General features: G+C 68.3%; 16 protein-coding genes and 1 pseudogene. 9 read left to right on the top strand and 8 right to left on the bottom strand.

The features are described from left to right. Positions 1-36 precede the first annotated feature (36 nt). Together ACQ859_RS29915 and ACQ859_RS29910 are read right to left on the bottom strand one after the other, a co-directional pair. Positions 37-2,058 (bottom strand): M13 family metallopeptidase, encoded by a 2,022-nt coding sequence (locus ACQ859_RS29915; protein ID WP_431264023.1) that lies wholly within the window; start codon positions 2,056-2,058, stop codon positions 37-39. Between the two features lie 135 nt (positions 2,059-2,193). After that, positions 2,194-3,156 carry a DMT family transporter gene (locus ACQ859_RS29910; protein ID WP_431264022.1) on the bottom strand — a complete coding sequence of 321 codons (963 nt, stop codon included), beginning with the start codon at positions 3,154-3,156 and terminating at the stop codon, positions 2,194-2,196. A 136-nt stretch (positions 3,157-3,292) separates the two neighbouring features. Between ACQ859_RS29910 and ACQ859_RS29905 the strand changes: the two genes are divergently transcribed. From ACQ859_RS29905 to ACQ859_RS29895, 3 genes are all read left to right on the top strand, one after another. Further along, the gene (locus ACQ859_RS29905; protein ID WP_431264021.1) at positions 3,293-4,171 is read left to right on the top strand and encodes a LysR family transcriptional regulator; all 879 of its coding nucleotides are present in this window, start codon (positions 3,293-3,295) and stop codon (positions 4,169-4,171) included. 137 nt (positions 4,172-4,308) lie between these two features. After that, on the top strand, positions 4,309-5,109 hold the full coding sequence (locus ACQ859_RS29900; protein WP_431264020.1) for an enoyl-CoA hydratase-related protein: 801 nt from the start codon (positions 4,309-4,311) through the stop codon (positions 5,107-5,109). A 55-nt stretch (positions 5,110-5,164) separates the two neighbouring features. Then, entirely contained in the window at positions 5,165-6,688 is a 1,524-nt protein-coding gene (locus ACQ859_RS29895) for a 3-hydroxyacyl-CoA dehydrogenase (RefSeq protein WP_431264019.1), read from the top strand. A gap of 101 nt (positions 6,689-6,789) precedes the next feature. Here the strand turns inward: ACQ859_RS29895 and ACQ859_RS29890 are convergent, their stop codons facing one another. Continuing rightward, positions 6,790-7,626, bottom strand: coding sequence for an IclR family transcriptional regulator domain-containing protein (locus ACQ859_RS29890; RefSeq protein ID WP_088407692.1), 837 nt, complete (start codon positions 7,624-7,626; stop codon positions 6,790-6,792). A gap of 572 nt (positions 7,627-8,198) precedes the next feature. Further along, positions 8,199-9,397, bottom strand: a pseudogene (pcaF, locus tag ACQ859_RS29885) (3-oxoadipyl-CoA thiolase). A 201-nt stretch (positions 9,398-9,598) separates the two neighbouring features. Here pcaF and ACQ859_RS29880 point away from each other — a divergent pair. The 6 genes from ACQ859_RS29880 (at position 9,599) to ACQ859_RS29855 (ending at position 16,440) form a co-directional block, all read left to right on the top strand. After that, the gene (locus tag ACQ859_RS29880; protein ID WP_431264018.1) at positions 9,599-10,897 is read left to right on the top strand and encodes an HD-GYP domain-containing protein; all 1,299 of its coding nucleotides are present in this window, start codon (positions 9,599-9,601) and stop codon (positions 10,895-10,897) included. Continuing rightward, positions 10,894-13,056 (top strand): putative bifunctional diguanylate cyclase/phosphodiesterase, encoded by a 2,163-nt coding sequence (locus ACQ859_RS29875; RefSeq protein WP_431264017.1) that lies wholly within the window; start codon positions 10,894-10,896, stop codon positions 13,054-13,056. The genes ACQ859_RS29880 and ACQ859_RS29875 overlap by 4 nt, the downstream gene beginning before the upstream one ends. A 106-nt stretch (positions 13,057-13,162) precedes the next feature. Continuing rightward, the gene (locus ACQ859_RS29870; RefSeq protein WP_431264016.1) at positions 13,163-13,516 is read left to right on the top strand and encodes a DUF1840 domain-containing protein; all 354 of its coding nucleotides are present in this window, start codon (positions 13,163-13,165) and stop codon (positions 13,514-13,516) included. Continuing rightward, positions 13,517-14,194: a histidine phosphatase family protein gene (locus ACQ859_RS29865; protein ID WP_431264015.1), complete on the top strand. Its 678-nt coding sequence runs from the start codon at positions 13,517-13,519 to the stop codon at positions 14,192-14,194. Between the two features lie 83 nt (positions 14,195-14,277). Then, complete coding sequence (locus ACQ859_RS29860; protein WP_431264014.1) at positions 14,278-15,354, top strand: sterol desaturase family protein; 1,077 nt, start codon at positions 14,278-14,280, stop codon at positions 15,352-15,354. A gap of 126 nt (positions 15,355-15,480) precedes the next feature. After that, the gene (locus ACQ859_RS29855; RefSeq protein ID WP_431264013.1) at positions 15,481-16,440 is read left to right on the top strand and encodes a porin; all 960 of its coding nucleotides are present in this window, start codon (positions 15,481-15,483) and stop codon (positions 16,438-16,440) included. Positions 16,441-16,533: 93 nt separating this feature from the next. On the opposite strand, the gene ruvB is transcribed toward ACQ859_RS29855, so the two are convergent. The 4 genes from ruvB to ACQ859_RS29835 form a co-directional block, all read right to left on the bottom strand. Continuing rightward, positions 16,534-17,598, bottom strand: a complete 1,065-nt coding sequence (ruvB, locus tag ACQ859_RS29850; RefSeq protein WP_431264012.1) for a Holliday junction branch migration DNA helicase RuvB — start codon at positions 17,596-17,598, stop codon at positions 16,534-16,536. 28 nt (positions 17,599-17,626) lie between these two features. Then, positions 17,627-18,196: a Holliday junction branch migration protein RuvA gene (ruvA, locus tag ACQ859_RS29845; protein ID WP_431264011.1), complete on the bottom strand. Its 570-nt coding sequence runs from the start codon at positions 18,194-18,196 to the stop codon at positions 17,627-17,629. 110 nt (positions 18,197-18,306) lie between these two features. Beyond that, the gene (locus ACQ859_RS29840) at positions 18,307-18,960 is read right to left on the bottom strand and encodes a response regulator (RefSeq protein WP_067069232.1); all 654 of its coding nucleotides are present in this window, start codon (positions 18,958-18,960) and stop codon (positions 18,307-18,309) included. Positions 18,961-19,111: 151 nt separating this feature from the next. Then, positions 19,112-20,590, bottom strand: a complete 1,479-nt coding sequence (locus tag ACQ859_RS29835; RefSeq protein ID WP_431264010.1) for a sensor histidine kinase — start codon at positions 20,588-20,590, stop codon at positions 19,112-19,114. Between the last annotated feature and the right edge of the window lie 27 nt (positions 20,591-20,617).

Raw genomic sequence — 20,617 nt, 5'->3', positions numbered from 1 at the left:
TGTGCAGTCACCGGCCGTTCGTTCAGGGGTCAGGTCTTACCAGATCCGGATGCGGTCGTCGCTCGACTTGAACATCTTGTCGCCCGGCTTGGTCTTGAAGGCCTCGTGGAAACCGTCGTGGTTGACGGCGGCACCGTTGGCGCGGAACTCCGGCGGCGAGTGCGGGTCGATCGTCAGCAGCTGCAGCTTGCGCTCGTCGCGCGCCTTTTCGCGCCAGGCCTGCGACCAGCCCATGAAGAAGCGCTGCTCGCCCGTGTAGCCGTCGATCACCGGCGCCGGCTTGCCGCCCAGCGAGCGCAGGTAGGCCTTGTAGGCGATCTGCAGGCCGGACAGGTCGGCGATGTTCTCGCCCAGCGTCAGCTTGCCGTTCAGGTGCTTGCCGGCGATGGGCTCGTAACCCTCGTACTGCGCGACCAGCTTGTTGCCGATGGCGTCGAAGGCCTTGCGGTCGTCGTCGGTCCACCAGTTGCGCAGCTTGCCGTCACCGTCGAACTGGCTGCCCTGGTCGTCGAAGCCGTGGCTGATCTCATGCCCGATCACCGCGCCGATGGCGCCGTAGTTCACCGCGTCGTCCGCCTTCGTGTTGTAGAAGGGCGGCTGCAGGATCGCGGCCGGGAAGACGATCTCGTTGAGCGTCGGGTTGTAGTAGGCATTGACCGTCTGTGGCGTCATCAGCCATTCGCGGCGATCGACCGGCTTGCTGGCCTTGGCGGCCTGGCGCTTCCACTCGAAGATCGAGGCGCGCAGGTTGTTGCCCACCGGGTCGCCGGCCTTCACTTCCAGCGCGCCGTAGTCGCGCCAGACGTCGGGGTAGCCGATCTTCACCATGTACTTCGACAGCTTGTCCTGTGCCTGCGCCTTGGTCGCGGGCGTCATCCAGCTCAGCTTGTCGATGGATTCCTTGTAGGAGGCCAGCAGGTTGTTGACCAGCTGCACCATGCGCGCCTTGTCGGCGGCCGGGAAGTGGCGCTTGACGTAGACCTCGCCGACGGCTTCGCCGAGCGCGCCGTTGACGTTGCCCACGGCCTGCTGCCAGCGCGGCTGCTGGCTCTTCGCGCCGGTCAGTGCCGCGCCGTGGAAGGCGAAGTGCGCGTCGCGGTAGGCCTTGGGCAGCGTCGAGGCGTTGGCGTCGAGGGTGCGGAAGGTCAGGTAGAGCTTGAGGTCGTCGAGCGAGGCCTCGCCGAGGATCTTCGCGGCACCGGTCAGGTAGCTCGGCTGCGAGGCGGACAGCTTGTCCAGGCCCGGCAGCGAGGCGGCGGTGAAGAACGCGTTCCAGTCGAAGCCCGGCGCCTTCTGCGCGAGTTCGGCCGGCGTCATCGGGTTGTAGGTCTTCTGCGGATCACGCAGCTCGACCTTGTCCCATTGCACCTGCGCCAGGCGCTCCTCGAGCGCGAGCACGCGCTGCGCGCTGCCCGCCGGATCGGCGATGCCGGCGGTCTTCGCCAGCGTCTGCAGGTAGTCGACGTAGGCGCCGCGGGCCTTGCCCAGACGCTCGTCGTCCTTCTTCAGGTAGTAGTCGCGGTCCGGCAGGCCCAGGCCGCCCTGCCAGGTCTGCAGGCGGTTGATGGTGGGGTCCTGGTAGTCGGCCTCGATGCCCAGCGGCACCGGCAGGTCGACGACGCCGGTCTGCGCGCCCAGCCAGGCGGCGAGCTGCTCGCGCGTCTGGATCGCGGCGATGCTGTCGAGCAGCGGCTTGACCGGCGCGAGGCCGGCCTTGTCGATCGCCGCGGTGTTCATGTAGGCGGCGTAGTAGTCGCCGATCTTCTGCTCGACGGTGCCGGCCTTGGCCTTCTTCTTCGAGAGGTCCTCGATGATGGCGCGGGCCCGCTTGTCGGAGAGGTCCGCCAGCTGGTGGAAGGCGCCGTAGGAGGACTTGTCCGCGGGGATCTCGGTGGTCGAGAGCCAGTGGCCGTTGGCGGCGCGGAAGAGGTCGTCCTGCGGCCGGACCGTCTTGTCGTAGCCCTTGAGGTCCAGGCCCGATTGCGGCGGCGCCGCCATCGCGAAGCCGCCCAGCTGCATCAGCAGGGCGAGGGTGGTGAGGCGGAGGGCATTCTTCATCGCAAGCAACTCTTGAGCGCGGGCCGGGCCCGACGAGGCCGCCAGCCTATGCCAGAAGACAGGCCCATGACAAAAGGCATGAGCCCGCCTGTGGCGCCCGTCGCACCGGGGCTTTCCAGCTTGCCGGGAGGCGAATCAAGTGGCTGGGAACCGCCCGCCGGCACCTGCCATCGCCCGGGCCTTTACCTCCGCTTTACCGGAGGAGGCGGGCGACCGCGTGCTCAACGTGAGCGCCGCGATGACGAGCGCCGCGCCGATCCACTCCTGCATCGCCGGATGCTGACCCAGCGCGACGCTCATCAGCAGCGCGGACACCGGCACGCCGTTCAGGAACAAGGTTCCGCGCGAAGCGCCGAGCTGCCGTACGCCGAAATTGAAGGCCACCACCGCCGCGACCGTCGGCACGGCAGCGATGTAGACGAGGTGCGGCACGACGGGCGTGACGTCGGCCCACGCAGGCGCGGCGATCCAGCCGCCGGCCGTCGCGACGAGGGCGAACGCCACCTGCCACGGCAGGGCCGCGATGGCGGTCAGGCCGGTGTATTCGAGCGGGCTGAGGGCTGGTACCTTCGCTGCGCCGCGCGTGTAGAGCACCCAGCCGACCGTGCCCAGCAGCGTCAGCGCATCGCCCAGCAGCATGTGCGGCGGTCCGTCGGTGCGGCCCAGCACGCCGGAGACGAGGACGACGCCGCTGAGCGCCAGCACTGCGGCACCGGCGACGCCCAGCCCGGGCCGCTGGCCGTCGAGCAGCCAGCGCAGCAGGATCGTCGTCATCGGCATCGTCGCCATCAGCACCGCGCCGTGCGAGGGCAGGGAGAGCTTGAGACCTTCCAGCACCAGGATCCCGAAGAAGCCGTAGCCGAGCACGCCGTAACGCGTCAGCGTGCGCCAGTGGGCGCGGAGCTTGGCCCAGGGGCGTTCCCCGAAGAAGACGACCAGCAGCGTCATGCCGACGCCGGCGAGCAGGTAGCGCAGCGCCGTGAACCAGATGGGGTCGAGGCGGCTCAGCACCGGCTTGCCGACGAGGAACAGGCTGCCCCACGAGACCGCCGCGAACAGCATCGCGACGGTGGCGGCATAGGGGTTGGAGAGGCTCATGGCGGCCTTCGCTTTCGGAGACTTCGATGGCTGGAAGTCTGGGCGTCGCCACGCGCACGGTCCATGCGCATGTTTGGAACAGGCGTTTTGAGAATCTGAACGACGGTCTCACGGCGGCTTGTCAGAATCCGGACCCATGGAGCTGTACCAGCTGAAGAGCTTTCTGGCCGTCGTGGCCGAACGGAACCTGACCCGCGCCGCGGAGAAGGTGTTCACGTCCGTGCCCGCCGTGAGCGCGCAGATCAAGGCGCTGGAGGAGGAGCTCGGCATCCAGCTGTTCGAGCGCAGCTCGCGCGGCATGACGCTGACGCCCGCCGGCGAGAAGCTCGCCGAAGAGGCCCGTCGCACGCTGGATGCCGCGCAGCGCTTGCGGCATGCCGCCGCGCAGATCCGCGGCGACGTGCAGGGCGTGCTGCGCATGGGCACGGTCAGCGATCCGATCTCGCTGCGCCTGGGCGACGTGCTGGTCAAGCTGGCGGAGCGGCATCCCGGCATCGGCCTGCAGCTGATGCAGCGCCTGTCGCTGCAGAGTGTGCAGGCGCTGCGCCGCGGCGAGGTCGATTGCGCCTATGTGCTGCACGACAACGAGGCCGCGGAAGGCCTCATCGTCAATCGTCTGCGACGGATGGAACTCGCGATCGCGGTGCCGCGCCGCTTCGCCGACCGCGAGTGGCCGGTGTCGCGGGATGCGCTGCTCTCGCTGCCCTGGATCGGCACGCCGGTGGTCTGCGGTCTGCGCGCCGCAGCCGAACGGTTGTTCCAGAGTGCCGGCCGCGAGCCGCCGCACAGCCTGATGGCCGAGACCGAGTCCGCCGTGCGCGGCATGGTCGCAAGCGGCCTCGGGGCGGCAATCCTCCGGCTCGATCAGGCGCAGGCCGCCGTCGAGGCCGGCGAGCTGCGGATCTGGCCGCACTGGCAGGACGAGACCTGGCTGTGCTGGCTCCAGAAGGAAGGCCCCGAGGAACACGCGCTGACGGCGGTGCGCGAACTGGTCGAGGAAGTCTGGCGAGATTGAGCGTGGAACCGGGCTGAGAACCGGGCTGAGGGACCGGGCTGAGGGACCGCGCCTGCCGGACGGGCGGTTGTTTCCGGATCTTTTTCGACCGACCGGTCGGGCTGCGATACTCCGGCGATCACAACGGAGACGTCATCGTGGAGACCCTGCAGATATCGACCGACGCGCGTGGCGTGGCCCGCGTGACGATGAACCGGCCCGAGGTGTTCAACGCCTTCGACGAAGCCATGATCGCGGCCCTCGACGCCGCGTTCGAGCGGCTCGGGCGGGACCCCGCCGTGCGCATCGTCGTGCTGGAAGGCGCCGGCAAGGCTTTCAGCGCCGGTGCCGATCTCCAGTGGATGAAGCGTGCCTCCGAGGCGACGCAGGACTGGAACGTCGAGGACGCGCGCCGCTTCGCCGGCATGCTCGACCGCATCGCGCGCTGCCCGAAACCGACGATCGCGCAGGTCCATGGCGTGGCCCTGGGCGGCGGCGTCGGACTGACGCTGGCCTGCGACATCGCCGTCGCCGCGGCCGGCGCCCAGTTCGCGGTCAGCGAGGCCCGCTTCGGCATCCTGCCGTCGGTGATCGGCCCCTACGTGATCAACGCGGTCGGGCCGCGTGAGGCGCGCCGGCTCGCGCTGACGGCCAGCCGCATTCCCGCCGCCGAGGCGCTGCGGATCGGCATGCTGCATGAGGTCGTCGAGAGCGACGCGGCCGGCGGCCTCGACGGCGCCGTCGAACGCTGGATCAGCGAGCTGTTGATGAACGGTCCGCTGGCGCAGGCGGAGATCAAGACGCTGTTCGCGCAACTCGAGGTCGGTCCCGTGACCGATCAGGTCCGCGAGCTCACCGCGCAGACCATCGCCCGCGTGCGCATGGGCGCCGAGGCCAGGGAGGGCTTCGCCGCGTTCCTCGGCAAGCGGCCCGCGACCTGGGTGCCGGGTCAGGATTGACCGGCAGCGGTGCCGGAACCGGACCAGAACTGAGAACGACGAGACGGAGACAGCAATGACGGAATCGACGGGATCCTGGCGCGTCGCGACGGCACCGGCCGCGCAGGCGGCGGTGGCGGTGATCGGCGCGGGCGTGATGGGCGCGGGCATCGCGCAGGTGGCGGCGCAGGCCGGCCATCCGGTCCAGCTGATGGACCTGCGCGAGGGCGCCGCGGCTGCGGCGATCGCGCAGATCGGCAAGGCGCTCGACGGACTGGTGACCAAGGGGCGCATGGAAGCGGCGGAACGAGAAGCGGTGATGGGCCGGCTCTCGCCGGCTGGCGCGACTGCGGACCTGAAGGACGCGGCGCTCGTGATCGAAGTGATCGTCGAGAAGCTCGAACCCAAGCAGGCGCTGCTGCGCGAGCTCGACGCGCTGCTGCCGCCCGACGCGCTGATCGCGTCCAACACCTCGTCGATCAGCATCACCGCGCTGGCCAATGGGATGGCGACGCCGCGCCGTCTGGTCGGCATGCACTTCTTCAATCCGGTGCCGTTGATGAAGCTGGTGGAGGTCGTGTGGGGTGCGGAGACGGACCCGTCCGCCGCGCAGGCGATCGAGCAGCTGTCGCGCCGCTGGGGCAAGACGCCGGTGCACGCGACGTCGACGCCGGGATTCATCGTGAACCGCATCGCGCGGCCGTACTACGCAGAAACGCTCGCGCTGCTGCAGGAGCAGGCCGGCTCGCCCGCGCAACTGGACCGCGCGCTGCGCGGCGCCGGTTTCCGCATGGGCCCGTGTGAGCTGATGGACCTGATCGGACACGACACCAACTACCTGGTGACGCAGTCCGTGTTCGAGGCCAACTACGGCGACAAGCGCTATCAGCCGTCGCTGGTGCAGAAGGCCCTCGTCGACGGTGGCCGGCTCGGTCGCAAGTCGGGCAAGGGCTTCTATGACGGCGTGCCCGCGGCGACGGCGCCGGCGAGCGCCACCGACGAGGAGGTCGGCCTGATCACGCTGGCGGGGCAGGGCGCATTGGTCGAACGCCTCGGCGGATGGATGGCCACGCGTGGCGTTGCCTTCGAACGCGATCCGGCGGCGGATTGGAACGGCATCGCCATCGAGGGGCTGCAGTTGCACTTCACGCGCGGACGATGCGCCGCGCAGCTGGCGCACGAGCGCCGCCAGCCCGGTCTGGCGGTGATCGACTGGCCGCTGGCGCCGGATCGCATCGACGGTCTGGCCATCGCCTTCGCGCCGGGCGTCGAGGCCAGTCCGCGGGCGCATGCCGAGGCGGTCCTGCGTCGCCTCGGCTGGGAACCGCTGGTGCTGCGCGACGTGCCGGGTCTGGCGGTCGCGCGCACGATCGCGATGCTGGTCAATGAAGGCGCCGATGCGGTCTGGCAAGGCGTCTGCGATGAAGCCGGCGCCGATACGGCCATGAAGCTCGGCGTCAACTATCCGGCGGGCCCCTTCGAATGGCTCGCGTTGCTCGGCGCGACTAGCCTCGTGGATGCACTCGATGGGCTCTTCGACGCGTATCGCAGCGAGCGCTACCGCGTCAGCCCGCTGTTGAGGCAGCGTCTCTGGGCCTGAGCGCGGCCATTCCCTCCCGGATCCCGACCCCGGGCCGGACATGAAAAAAGCGACCCTCGGGTCGCTTTTCCATTGGCGCTTCGGAAACTTCCGTCGCAGCTTCAGAGCAGCATGCGCAGGTGCGCTTGCGCCTGCAGCAGCGGGGGCAGGCAGTGCTCGACCATCTGCTCCATGCTCATGCGGGTCGCGTGGACGCTGATGGCCATGGCGGCGACGGTGTCGCCCTTGTAGTTCTTCAGCGGCACGGCCACCGAACGCAGGCCTTGTTCCAGCTCCTGGTCGATCAGCGCGTAGCCCTGGGCGCGGGCCCGGGCGATCTCGATGCGCAGGCGCTCCGGATGCGTGATCGTGTGCGGGGTCAGCGCGGTCAGTTCCTGACGGGCGATGAAGGCGTCGACCTCCGCCTGCGGCTGCGCCGCCAGCAGCACGCGGCCGTTGCCGGTGCAGTAGGCCGGCACGCGCGTGCCCGGTTGCAGCGTCGGGGAGACCACGCGACCTGCGCTCGTCGCCGAGATGCAGATCACGTCGTTGCCGTCCAGCACGCCGGCCGAGGAGGCTTCCTTCATCGCGTACGCCAGCTTGTGCAGCTCGGGTTCGATGATGCGGGGCAGGCGGGCGGAGTGCATGTAGCTCTGGCCCAGGCGCAGCACCTTCGGGGTCAGCGCGAACATCTTGCGATCCTGCGAGACGAAGCCCAGGTGGGTCAGCGTCAGCAGGTAACGGCGGGCAGCCGCGCGGGTCAGGCCGGTGCGGCCGGCGACCTCGCTGATGGTCAGTCTGGGACGTTCCTGATCGAAGGCTTCGATCACGGCCAGACCTTTTTCCAGGCCGGCGACCAGGTCGCGCTTCAGCGGACCGGTACGGACTTCAGCGTCAGGGGCGGGGACGACCGCTTGGATCGCGGTCAGTTCATCATCAAAGGCTCGTGCAGCGGACATGGCGGGGAGGGAGGACGTGCGTTTGACGCCCAAATCTGCTGGGCGTAAGCAGGTGATGTCCAGGACTATAGGGACAACCCTGTGAAGAATGTTTGCCAGGGCAAATGTTTTATCCGTAAATCGCACGCATGTGCATCAATTTGGTGCATTTTCTGCGCACAGCGCCCCACCGCCTGGATCAGGCAGCGTGAAGGGCGTTCAGCGGGAAAAAGGTGCGCGAAACCGCGGTCGGTGGTCGCTAAGCAGGCGGTCAATAGTCAGACATCATGCTTGTCACCGCATACCTACATATATGAGCGGTATGCGCCATCAAACGAAGTCAGTATCACATGCGATGTGCGATTGGCGCCTACGTGGTCCTACGTGCGCCCATGACTATTTCTTTGTCGATGCCAACTTTTGGCTATAGGTCCCGCTGCAATGGAGGGGGCGCTCAGCACTCCCGTGCTGCACCAAAATGAGGTCAGACAACCTGGGCGATTGCTGGAATCCTCAATTCGTCCCTGGGGCAGAAGCTTCGCCTTGAACAGGGGACAGGAAACCGGCTGGCGCCGGTTCCCTGGCAATCGGAGTCAGACCCGCTCGACGACGATGGCGATGCCCTGGCCCACCCCGATGCACATGGTGCACAGCGCGTAGCGTCCCTGGATGCGATGGAGCTGGTTGATCGCCGTCGTGACCAGCCGGGCGCCGCTGGCACCGAGCGGATGGCCCAGCGCGATCGCGCCGCCGTTGGGGTTCACGCGGGGATCGTCATCCTGAACGCCGAGGTCGCGGAGCACCGCCAAGCCCTGGGCGGCGAAGGCCTCGTTCAGCTCGATGACGTCCATCTGGTCCAGGGTCAGGCCGACCTGGGCCAGCACCTTGCGCGTGGCCGGGGCGGGGCCGATGCCCATGATCCGTGGCGCGACGCCGGCGGTTGCCATGCCCAGCACGCGCGCCCGCGGGGTCAGGCCGTGCCGGGAGATCGCCACTTCGCTGGCCATCAGCAGCGCGCAGCTGCCGTCGTTGACGCCGGAGGCATTGCCGGCGGTCACGCTGCCGTCCGGCCGGACCACGCCCTTGAGCTTGGCCAGGGCCTCCAGGCTGGTGTCACGCGGATGCTCGTCCTGACGCACGACGACGGCATCGCCCTTCTTCTGGGGAATCGTGACCGGGCAGATCTCGGCGTCGAAGAAGCCGCTGCGCTGCGCAGCCAGCGCCTTGGTCTGGCTGGCGAGGGCCATGCGGTCCTGCGCCTCGCGCGCGATGCCGAAGTCGACGGCGACGTTCTCGGCCGTCTCCGGCATGGCGTCGACGCCGTACTGCGCCTTCATCTTGGGATTGATGAAACGCCAGCCGATGGTCGTGTCGTAGATCGCATTGGCGCGGGAGAAGGCCGACTCCGCCTTGGGCATGACGAAGGGCGCGCGGCTCATGCTTTCGACGCCGCCGGCCAGCATCAGGTGCGCCTCGCCGGCTCGGATCGCCCGGGCGGCGCTGCCGACGGCATCCATGCCGGAGCCGCACAGCCGGTTCAGTGTCACGCCGGGCACGCCGATCGGCAGCCCGGCCAGCAGGGCGGACATGCGCGCCACGTTGCGGTTGTCTTCGCCGGCCTGGTTCGCGCAGCCGTAGAACACGTCGTCCAGCGCTTCCCAGTCGAGCGACGGGTGCCTTGCCATCAGCGCCTGGATCGGCACCGCACCGAGATCGTCCGCGCGGATGGACGACAGGGCCCCGCCATAACGCCCGAAAGGGTGCGCTGCGCATCGCAGATGAAGGCGTGCATGAAAAGTCTCCTGTATCTTTATGAGAATGCGAGGTTCGGGGGATCATAGGGGGTGCAGGAAAAACCTGTGACAAGTCGCACGGTCTCCCCCGGATCATGCGCAACACCGTACGGTTGACGCGGTTTTGATTTAAGTTGCGCCCCTCCGCAGCCGAAGCTGCTGACGAGGGCGTCCGAACCGGGACGCGGAACTACAAGAATATGAAGGACAGATCGGCCGATCCGCTCATCGATGTGAACCAGCTGAAAGTGGGGATGTTCATCCATCTCGACCTCGGCTGGATGTCGCATCCATTTCCGCTCAGCAGCTTCAAGCTGAGTTCGGAAGAGCAGTTGCTGATCCTGCGTCGCCTGGGTCTCAAGCAGGTGCGCTGGAGTCCGGGCAAGAGCGACCTGCCGCTGGAAGCGACACCGATGCCCGCGCCAGCGCCCGCCGCGGCCGTCGTCGAGGACAACCGCAGCGCCGAGGACGAGGTCCGCGAACGTCATCGCCGATTGCTAGCCGAGCAGCGCGACGCGCTGCTGCTGTGCGAGCGCCAGTACGCCGAGGCGGCGACCGCCTTGCGCGACCTGATGGAGCTGGTGCCACGCGATCCGACCGACGCGCGGGACCGGTCGTCCGCGTTGTCCCGCGCATTGCTGGACAAGATGCTGGTCGAAGGGGACATCAATATCCGGCTGCTCAACGAGGGGGCCGGGGACCGCGGCACCGCGCACGCGCTCAACGTGGCCGTGATCGCCATGCTGCTGGGCCGGGCCTTCGGCCTGGGTCGCGATGAGATGGTGGACCTGGGCCAGGGGGCGCTGCTCCACGACATCGGCAAGATGGAGTTGACGGCCCGTTTCCGTCATCGCGACGACAGCTTCACCGCCGCCGAGGTCGCGGCCTACCAGCAGCACGTCGCCAAGGGTGTCGCGCTGGGGCAGAAGATGGGCGTCGGCGCCGGTCCACTCCTGATCATCGCGCAGCATCATGAACACGCCGACGGCAGCGGCTTCCCGCAACGCCTGAACGCCGATCGCATGAGCATCGGCGCCCGCATCGTGGCGCTCGTCAACCGTTTCGACGGCTTGTGCAACCCCTTGCTCAGTTCGAAGGCCATGACGCCGCACGAAGCGCTGTCGCTGATGTTCGCGCAGGGCCGCAGCCGTTTCGACGCCACCATGCTCAACGCCTTCATCCGGATGATGGGCGTGTACCCGCCCGGCTCCGCCGTGCAATTGACCGACGACCGCTACGCGTTGGTCGTGGCCGTCAACTCGTCGCGCCCGCTCAAGCCCAAGGTCATGGTCCACGACCCCAAGGTGCCGCGCGACGAGGCGCTGGTACTCAACCTGGAAGAGCTGCCCGACCTCGGCATCCGCCGCAGCGTCAAGCCGCAGCAGCTGCCGCGCGCTTCGCTGGACTACCTCAGCCCGCGCAGCCGCATCGCCTACTTCTTCGAGTCCGCCGGCCCGATGTCCACGCCGCCCTCGCCCCCCGGGGAGATGGCGGCGTGACCCTTGTGACCCGAGCCGTCGCCGCGACCCCCGCGGCGCTCAATGCCGCGTTCCTGCCGTTGATCGACGGTCTGCAGGAGGCGGTGTGGCTGGTGGACGCTTCCACGCATGGCGTGGTGGCGGTCAACCAGGCCTCGCAACAGTTGTTCGGTCTGCCGGCGAAGGACCTGATCGGTCGCAGCGTCGAATCGCTGGCGTCGACGCCGGAGGATGCGCTGTTCTGGATGGACGCCGCGATCGGCCGCCGAGAGAGCCTGCATACCGACACGATGATGCGCCATGCCGACGGGCGCATGCTGTGGATCTCCCGCCGCATCAGCCATGTCGCGCAGGCGCAGGGCGACGGCCTGTGGCTGATCGCGATGCGCGATCAGACCCAGCAGCGCCAGCACGACGAGGAACGTGAGACGCTGCTCGCCGAACTCCGGGCCACGCTCGAGTCGACCGCCGACGGCATCCTGGTCACGGACCTGGCCGGCCGGATCCGCAGCTTCAACCAGCGGCTGGCGTCGTTGTGGGGGATCCCGGAGGATCTGCTCAACGATCGCAACGACGACGCCGTGCAGGCGTGGATGCGGCGCAGCGTCGTCGATGGGGCCGCCTACGCGATGCGGCTCGGCGCGATCCAGGAATCGCCGCTGCTGCACACCAGCGACAACCTCAAGCTGATCGACGGGCGTGTCCTCGAGCGCGTGTCGCTGCCGCAGTGGAGCCGTGGCCGTCCGATCGGTCGCGTCTACTCGTTCCGCGACCTCAGCGAGAAGCTCGCCGCCCACCAGCGCATCGAGGAGCTGTCGCACAACGACATGCTCACCGGGCTGCCGAACCGCCGCGCGCTGATGGAGCGCGTCGACTATGCGCAGGCCATGGCCCGCCGCGAGGCGACGCCGTTCGCGCTGCTCAACGTCGACCTCGACCGCTTCAAGCAGATCAACGACACGCTGGGCCATTCCTATGGCGACCGCGTGGTCAAGGAAGTGGCGTTGCGGCTGAAGGAGTCGCTGCGCGAGGTCGACACCGTCGCGCGGCTCGACGGCGACGAATTCGCGCTGCTGATCCACCAGGCCGACGCCCGCGGCGCCGAGCACGCCGCGCGTCGCGTCCAGGAGGCGATGTCGCGGCCGTTCTGCTTCGACACGCTCAGCTTCACCGTCACCTGCAGCACCGGCATCGCGCTGTTCCCGGGCGACGGCGCGAGTGCCGAGGAGCTGCTGGCCAGCGCTGAGCGCGCCATGCACTGGGTCAAGGAGAGCGGCCGCAGCGCGTTCCGCTTCCACCAGCCGCGCAAGGACGTGGATCTGCTGTCGCGCATGCGGCTGGACCACGCGATGCGCCAGGCGCTGCAGGAGCACGAGTTCCGGCTGCACTTCCAGCCGCAGGTCTCGCTGGAGACCGGCGAACTCGTCGGCGCCGAGGCGTTGATCCGATGGCGCGACCCGCTGCGCGGCGATGTGCCGCCGTCCGAGTTCATCCCCGTGGCCGAGGAGAGCGGCTTCATCGTCGCGATCGGCCAATGGGTGCTGCAGCAGGCGGTGGCGCAGGCCGCGGCCTGGCTGCAGAAGGGGCTGCGCGTGCCCGTGGCGGTCAACGTGTCGGCGTTGCAGTTCCAGCAGACCCAGTTCGTCGAGCAGGTCGCGCAGGCATTGCGTGCCTATGACCTCCCGCCGTCGTTGCTGGAGCTGGAGCTGACCGAATCCGTGCTGCTGCGCGACGCCGAAGAGGCGCTGCACAGGATGGAGGCGTTGTCGGAACTGGGCGTGCTGATGTCGATCGACGACTTCGGCACCGGCTATTCGAGCCTGGGGTATCTGAAGCGCTTCCCGATCCAACGGCTCAAGATCGATCGCAGCTTCGTGCAGGGGTTGCCGGGCGATGCGAGCGACGCCGGCATCGTCAACGCGATCGTGCAGATGGGGCGGGCGCTCCACCTGAAGGTCATCGCCGAGGGCGTCGAGACCGAAGCGCAGCGCGATTTCCTCGCCCGCTGCGGTTGCCACGAGTACCAGGGTTTCCTGTGCGCGCCGGCGCTCGAGACGCGTGCCTTCGAGGAGCGCCAGTCCCAGATCGCCGCGCAGGTCGAGGCCGGCAAGTCGGCGCGCGAGCAGGCGGTGGCCCCTCGTGCCGCGCGTGCCTCCGTGCACCTGTTGCGCGGCGGCTGACCCTTCTCCCGCGCCGGGTGCGCATCGGGATCGACCCGGACGACGGGCCGGGCGGGCTCGGGAGACCTCTCCACTGCCTCGTGCGCGAGGGCGGCACAATGCGTTGATGGCCGACGTCGACGGCCGGGAGACACAGGTGCTGTACAAGTTCAAGTCGAAGGCCGGGGCTGACGTCATCATGTTGGCCGCCCATGGCGATCAGGCGCTGCAGGCCCTGGGGCGCGGACCGGCGCCGCAAGGGATCTTCCAGGCGTCCGACCTGCCGGCGCTGATTGCGCACGGCGAGGCGGCGATCGCCGAGGAGCAGCAGGCGCAGGATCGCGCCGCGGAGCAGGCGCAGGCCGAAGGCCGCAAGCCGCCGCCCAAGCCCGAGGTGTCGCTGCGCCAGCGGCTGTGGCCGCTGCTGGAGCTGATGCGCGCCGCGCAGGGCGCCGACACCGACGTGGTCTGGGGCGTCTGAGTGGACCCGACGCTGATCCTGGCCATCCGGCACGGCGAGACCGCCTGGAATAGAGAGGGGCGACTGCAAGGTCACCTGAACCTGCCGCTCAATGCGCTGGGCGAGCGCCAGGCCGAGCGGCTCGGCGCGGCGATGGCCGACCATCCGATCGACGCAATTTATGCGAGCGACCTGGACCGCGCCGCGGTGACCGCCCGGCATCTGGCGGCGCCGCATGGGCTGGAGGTCCGCCTCGACGAACGCCTGCGTGAGCGCGCCTTCGGCCGCCATGAGGGCAAACTCTGGACCGAGATCGAGTCCGGATTTCCGGAGGACGCCCTGCGCTGGCGCCGACGCGATCCGGACTTCGAGCCGCCCGGTGGGGAAAGCCTGGTCACGCTCTACGCCCGCTGCATCGCCGTCGTGTCCGAACTGGCTGCGGCGCATGCGGGCCAGACGATCGCGATCGTCGCGCACGGCGGGGTGATGGATTGCCTGTACCGCGCCGCGACCCGCATCGACCTGCAGGCGCCGCGCAGCTGGGTGCTGGGCAACACCAGCGTCAACCGGCTGCTGTATTCGCCGCAAGGATTCAGCCTGGTCGGGTGGAACGACGATCAGCATCTGCAAGGTCTGGCGCTGGACGATCCCGGCGTCCCGGGCTTCATGCCCGTCGCGGTGGCGACCGCCAAGGCCTGAGCGCGGGATCGCCGGCTCCCACGAGGGCCGGCGGCCGCGGACATCGACAGAAGCGCCGCATCGAGCGCTCATCGAGGAGACACATGACCGACGCACAGATCATCGTGCTGGCCACGCCGGTGTTCTTCGCCCTGATCGGGCTCGAATACTGGATCGGCCTGCGCCGGGGCCGCAACACCTACCGGCTGAACGATGCCGTGAGCAGCATCGCGCTGGGCATGCTCAGCCAGGTGGTGGGCGTGCTCACCAAGCTTTTCACGCTGGGCATCTACACCTGGGTCTTCGAGCGCATGGCGCTGACCCGCCTGGATGCGGGCGCCTGGTGGGTCTGGCTGCTGGGGTTGCTGTTCTACGACTTCCTCTACTACTGGCATCACCGGCTCGGTCACACGACCGCGCTGCTGTGGGCGGCGCATGCCGTCCATCACCAGAGCGAGGACTACAACCTCTCCACCGCGCTGCGCCAGACCGGCAGCGGCTGGCTGGTCGGCTGGCTTTTCTACATGCCGATGGCGATCCTCGGCTTCCCGCCGCTGGTCTACGCGGTCGTCGCGCTGATCGACCTGCTGTACCAGTTCTGGGTGCATACCCAGCAGATCGGCAAGCTGGGCTGGTTCGACCGCTGGTTCTGCTCGCCGTCCAACCACCGCGTGCATCATGCCGTCAACGATCCTTATCTTGATCGCAACTACGGCGGAATCCTCATCATCTGGGATCGGCTGTTCGGCAGCTTCCAGGAGGAACTGGACCGCGAGCCCTGCGTCTACGGGACCCGCGACGCGCTGCAGAGCTGGAACCCGTGGACGGCCAATGTGCAGGTGTACGCCAAGCTGCTGTCCAAGACGCGGCGTACGCCGCGTTGGCGCGACAAGCTTCGCCTCTGGTGGGAGCCGGCACATTGGGAGCCGGGCGTCGGTGCCCGCATAGCGCCCGGATACGACCCGCACACGCGGCCGCTGTTCGACCCGATGGTCGCGCCCTCGCACGCCTGGGCGGCGGGCACGATGTTCCTGCTGCTGCTCGGCGGGGTCGCGCTGTTCCTCTGGCATGCCCACCGGCTCGGCCCGATCGAGCAGATCGCCGCGCTCGCCGCCCTCCTGGCGGGACAGGTGCTGACCGCCCGTCTGTTATCACCCGCCGGACCCCTGGTTCACCCCTAACGGGGAACTGTTGCAATTTTGCGTCGGGCGTTATGGGTGCGTGCAACGCACTTCTATACTCCGCACACCTTGCAGTAAAGCCATTGAGCCAGACCGGCTGAAACCTCCAACTGGATGAAGGTGGGTATGAAAAAGATTGCATTCGCTGCGGCCATCGCGGCTCTTTCCGCTCCCGTGTTCGCGCAGAGCTCCGTCACGCTCTGGGGTCGTATCAACACCTCGGTGGAAAGCATCAAGACCGGCAACAACGACCGTGTCGCGTCGGTGGTCAACAACAATTCCCGCCTGGGCTTCAAGGGTACGGAAGATCTCGGCAGCGGCCTCAAGGCCAGCTTCGCCCTGGAACACGGCCTGAACTCGGACGACGGCCGCCAGACCAACTCGGCGTTCTGGAACCGTGAAGCCAGCGTTCAGCTGGCCGGCGACTTCGGCGCGATCCGTCTGGGCCGCTGGACCCCGGGCTCGTACTACGCGACCGCCGACTATGTGTCGATGCACAACCACGACACCGGCACGTCGGAAGACAAGCTGTACTCGGGTGCCGGCTTCACGCAGACCAACAAGGTCGGCTACTTCACCCCCAACGTCAGCGGCTTCAATGGCGAGTTCACGCTGCACGCCGGCGAAGGCGCTCCGGGCGAAGCCCGCGGCTACGACGTCGCCCTGAACTACGACCAGGGCCCGATGCACCTGGGCGCCGGCTACAGCAAGCAAGGTTCGGCCAAGCAGTACGCGATCCGCGGCCTGTATGAACTGGGCGCCTTCACCTTCGGCGGCTATGCGCAGCGCGAAGAGTCGGGCACGCCCCTGACCGCCGGCGGCAAGGACAACCGCTGGATCGGCCGTGCCGCAGTGATGTATACGCTGGGCCAGTCGGAGTTCCACCTGAACGTCGGCGGCACCAAGGCGGGTGCGTACTCGTTCAACAATGGTCGCAACGGCGGCAAGCAGTACACGGTGGCCTACAACTACAACCTGAGCAAGCGCACCAAGGTGTACGCGTTCTACACCGCCGTGGATGCGAACACGCCGAACAAGCGCGACGACCTGAGCTCGTTCGCCCTGGGCGTTCGCCACAACTTCTGATCTCCGGATCACGAAGCAGAAAGGCGCTCCTCGGAGCGCCTTTTTCATTGCTGCATCGGTGAGGCCCGGGGGGTTGTCCTCGGGCTCGCTGCTTCATTCGCTGTCGAACAACTGCCCCGCCTGCTTCGGCGGCGCCACGCCGAGATGGCGGTACGCCGCCAATGTGGCGATCCGTCCGCGCGGGGTGCGTTGCAGGAAGCCCTGCTGGATCAGGTAGGGCTCGATCACGTCCTCGATGGTTCCGGGCTCCTCGCCGATCGCCGCAGCGACGTTGTCCAGGCCCACCGGTCCGCCGTCGAAACGGTGCACCACCGCTTCCAGCAGCTTGCGGTCCATCAGGTCGAAGCCGAGCGGGTCGACATCCAGCATCGCCAACGCCTTCTCCGCGATCGTGCGGGTGATGGTGCCGTCGGCCTTCACGTCGGCGTAGTCGCGGACCCGGCGCAGCAGCCGGTTGGCGATCCGCGGCGTGCCGCGCGATCGCCGCGCGACCTCGAGCGCGCCGGCCGGTTCGATCGGTGCGCCGAGCAGCGATGCGGACCGCGTCACGATGCGCTGCAGTTCATCGGCCGTGTAGAACTCCAGCCGCGCGACGATGCCGAACCGGTCGCGCAGCGGGTTGGTCAGCATGCCCGCGCGCGTGGTCGCGCCCACCAGCGTGAACGGCTGCAGGTCGAGCTTGATCGACCGGGCCGCCGGCCCCTCGCCGATCATGATGTCGATCTGATAGTCCTCGAGCGCCGGATACAGGATCTCCTCGACGACCGGTGAGAGCCGATGGATCTCGTCGATGAACAGCACATCGTTGCGCTCGAGGTTGGTCAGGATGGCGGCTAGGTCCTTGGGCTTCTCCAGCACGGGACCGCTGGTCTGGCGCAGGTTGACGCCCAGTTCCGCCGCGACGATGTGGCTCAGCGTCGTCTTGCCGAGCCCCGGCGGCCCGAACAGCAGCACGTGGTCGAGCGCCTCGCGCCGCTTCTTCGCGGCGCCGATGAAGATCTCCAGCTGCTCCCGCGCCTTGGTCTGGCCGACGTATTCGTCGAGCAGCTTGGGGCGCAGCGCACGCTCGATCGCGTCCTCGTTCGGCGACGCGGGTTGCGCGCTGATGAGGCGGGCCTGCTGCGGCGCGGGCGTGAAGTCGTCGGTCTGGATGCTCATGGTGGAAGGGTACGCCCCGCGCGCGGGTTCATGACAGGTGCTTCATCGCGAGCTTGATGCCCTCGCTGACGCCGATGTCCGGCGGCAGCGTCTTCAGCGCGGAACCGGCTTCCTTCTCGCTGTAGCCCAGCGCGACCAGCGCCTGGAGGATGTCGGCCTGCGCATCGTCGGCCACCGACACCGGCAGCGAAAGATCGGGGCTGAGCTTGCCCTTGAGCTCCAGCAGCAGCCGTTCGGCAGTCTTCTTGCCGATGCCCGGCACCTTCACCAGCCGACCGGCTTCCTGCTTGGACACCGCCTGCGCCAGGTCCCCGACCGACATGCCGGACAGCAGCGACAGCGCCATCTTGGGGCCGACGCCGCTGATCTTGATGAGCAGACGGAAGGTGCTGCGCTCCTCGGCGGTGAGGAAGCCGAAGAGGACGTGCGCGTCCTCGCGGATGCTCAGGTGCGTCAGCAGCGTGGCGCGTTCGCCCAGCCCCGGCAGATTGAAGAAGGTGCTCATCGGCACGTCGACTTCGTAGCCGACGCCTTGCACGTCGATGACAACCTGCGGGGGCGATTTTTCCGCGATGACGCCGGTGAGCTTGCCGATCATGGGCGCGGATTATCCGCGTTCGGCGGCGTTGCGACGGCGAATGGCTGGATGTTTGTCCAGTATTTTCCCGGGGCGCAGGGCCGCGCCTCGGATCCTGGGCGCGGAGGTGCTCAGTTCCTGCCGAAAAGGCCCAGACGCTGCGCTTCCAGCGCTGCCTCGGCGCGCGAACTCACGTTGAGCTTGCGGTAGATCTGCTTCACGTAGTCGGCGATCGTGTGGCGCGACAGGCCCAGCTGCACGCCGATCTCCGGCAGCGTGAAGCCCTTCGCGACGCGCAGCAGGACCTCCGTCTCGCGGTCGGTCAGCGAGACCTCGTGCAGCACCTGCGCGGCCTGCGGCCGGCGTTGCGAGGTGAAGTAGGCGATGACCTTGCGCGCGATCGACGGCGACAGCGGCGGCTCGCCCTGGCTGATGCGCTGCAGCTGCTCGACCAGCAGCTCGCGCGACTGTTCCTTGAGCAGGTAGCCGAAGGCGCCGGCCTGCAGGGCGGGGAAGAGGTGCTCGTCGTCGTCGTGGATCGTGACGATCACCGACTGGACTTCCGGCTGCTTCTCGCGTAGCGCGGAGATCACGTCGACGCCGGAACCGTCAGGCAGGCCCAGGTCCAGCAGGGCCAGCGTGAAGCGTTGCGAGTTGACCTGCTGGAGCGCGTCCTGCACGCGCGAGCACTCGGTGACCACCGCGTTGGCGAAGACCTGTTTGACCAGGACCTTGAGCCAGGCGCGGATTTCGGGAATGTCTTCGAGGAGCAGGATGTGGTTCATGGCGCGGATTTTTGCTCAGGAAAGCAATGCCGGCAGGGAACCCGCCGGCTTCGCGCAACAGTACGGCTTTCTCGGGGGCTGACCATCCTGATCAACGCCGCACTGTGGCGCCGGCGGCAATGGATCACGCGAGATCGCGATCAGAGCGTGATCAAAGTGGGATCGTCAGCCGGATGACGGTGCCCCATCCGGGTCCGGATTCGACCAGGCACTGTCCGTGCATCTGCTTGGCGCGGGCCTTCATGCTGGCCATGCCGTGTCCCTTGTCCAGGCGACCTTCGAGCTCGAGCGGGATGCCCTGGCCGTTGTCCTGGATGACCACGGAGAAGTAGCCGTCCTGCGCCGAACAGCTGATCACGCAGTGCGTGGCGCCGCTGTGCTTGATGATGTTGCTCACCGACTCGCGCAGGATGCGCGTCGTCTGCACGTAGGCGCGGGCGGGGAAGGTGTGCTCGATGTCCTCCGCCGGCGACTTCCATTCGGCCAGGATGTTGGCCTGGGCCAGCCGCGACACCACCTCGGCGCGCCAGTCCCCCAGCGCGTCCAGCAACTGCACCGGCTTGCCGGTCAGGCCGCGCACGGACAGCCGCATCTCCTCCAGCGCCTCGCGCGCCAGCGTGGAGATCCGGTCGGACTCGCTGGTATGGACGATGGTCAGCAGCTTCGCGCCCAGGTCGTCGTGGAGGTCGGCCGCGATCCGCTTGCGCTCGCGTTCGGTGACCTGCTCCAGCTTGGTCTCCGCGACCTGATCGAAATGGCGCTCCAGCTCCGCGATGCGTTCCTGCAGACGCAACTCGCCTTGCAGGACGGCGAGCTCCGACTGCGTGAGCGCGCGGGCGAATTCGCGGACGCGATGCAGGCCGAGCCCCAGGAGGCAGAGTGGGCCCAGGATACCGGCCAGGCCGCTGCCGGGCAGCACGCAGGCCGACACCACGGCGAGCATCCCGAAACCCATCAGCACGCTGCTGAGGACGAAGTCGGACTGCGGGTACCGCTCCTCCAGCGTCGGCAGGAACATGTCCTGCCAGAGGTGCCACAGATGCGCGGCCATCGCGACCAGCAGCTGCGCGCCCAGCCACCAGAGCGCGAAGGTGGCGATGCGCGTCGCCGGCACGGGCAGCAGCAGCGCGGCGGGAAAGAGCAGCGCCTGGGTCAGCAGCGCGCGATGCACGCGGCGGTCGCGTCGCCGCATCCGCCGCATCAGGTAATGGAAGGCGCACCACAGCAACCACGGCGCGAGGATCACCGCGATCCCGGTCCGCCAGGACGACAGCGGCGCGAGGCCGACCATGACGACCCATCCCGGCATCAGCACGAGCAGCCAGCCGATGTGACGCTGGGCGCGGCGCTGCCAGATCAGCAGCCCCAGCACGAAGGCCATCAGCACCAGCGCGGACTGCAGGCCATAGGCGAGCTGCGGCGCCAGCCGCGTCCACAGCGTGGCGAAGGAGCCGGTCGTGACACCGTCGGCGCCGGCGACCGCCGCGCCCGCGACCTGCGCGAGGCAGACCGGCACGGCCAATGACAGGACCGCCGCGGCGCCGAACGCCGCGGGCCGGGTTCCTCCCTGCGCCTGCGCGGCATCCCTGAGGCCGGCGGCGTCTCCTTGTTGTTCCGTGGTCCGGTGCATGGGGGGCGATTGTGCAGGCGCCACAAG

It is taken from the genome of Roseateles chitinivorans, assembly GCF_050632235.1.
In the GTDB taxonomy this organism is placed as follows: domain Bacteria; phylum Pseudomonadota; class Gammaproteobacteria; order Burkholderiales; family Burkholderiaceae_C; genus Roseateles; species Roseateles chitinivorans_A.
This window is presented reverse-complemented; position numbering and strand designations above follow the sequence as displayed.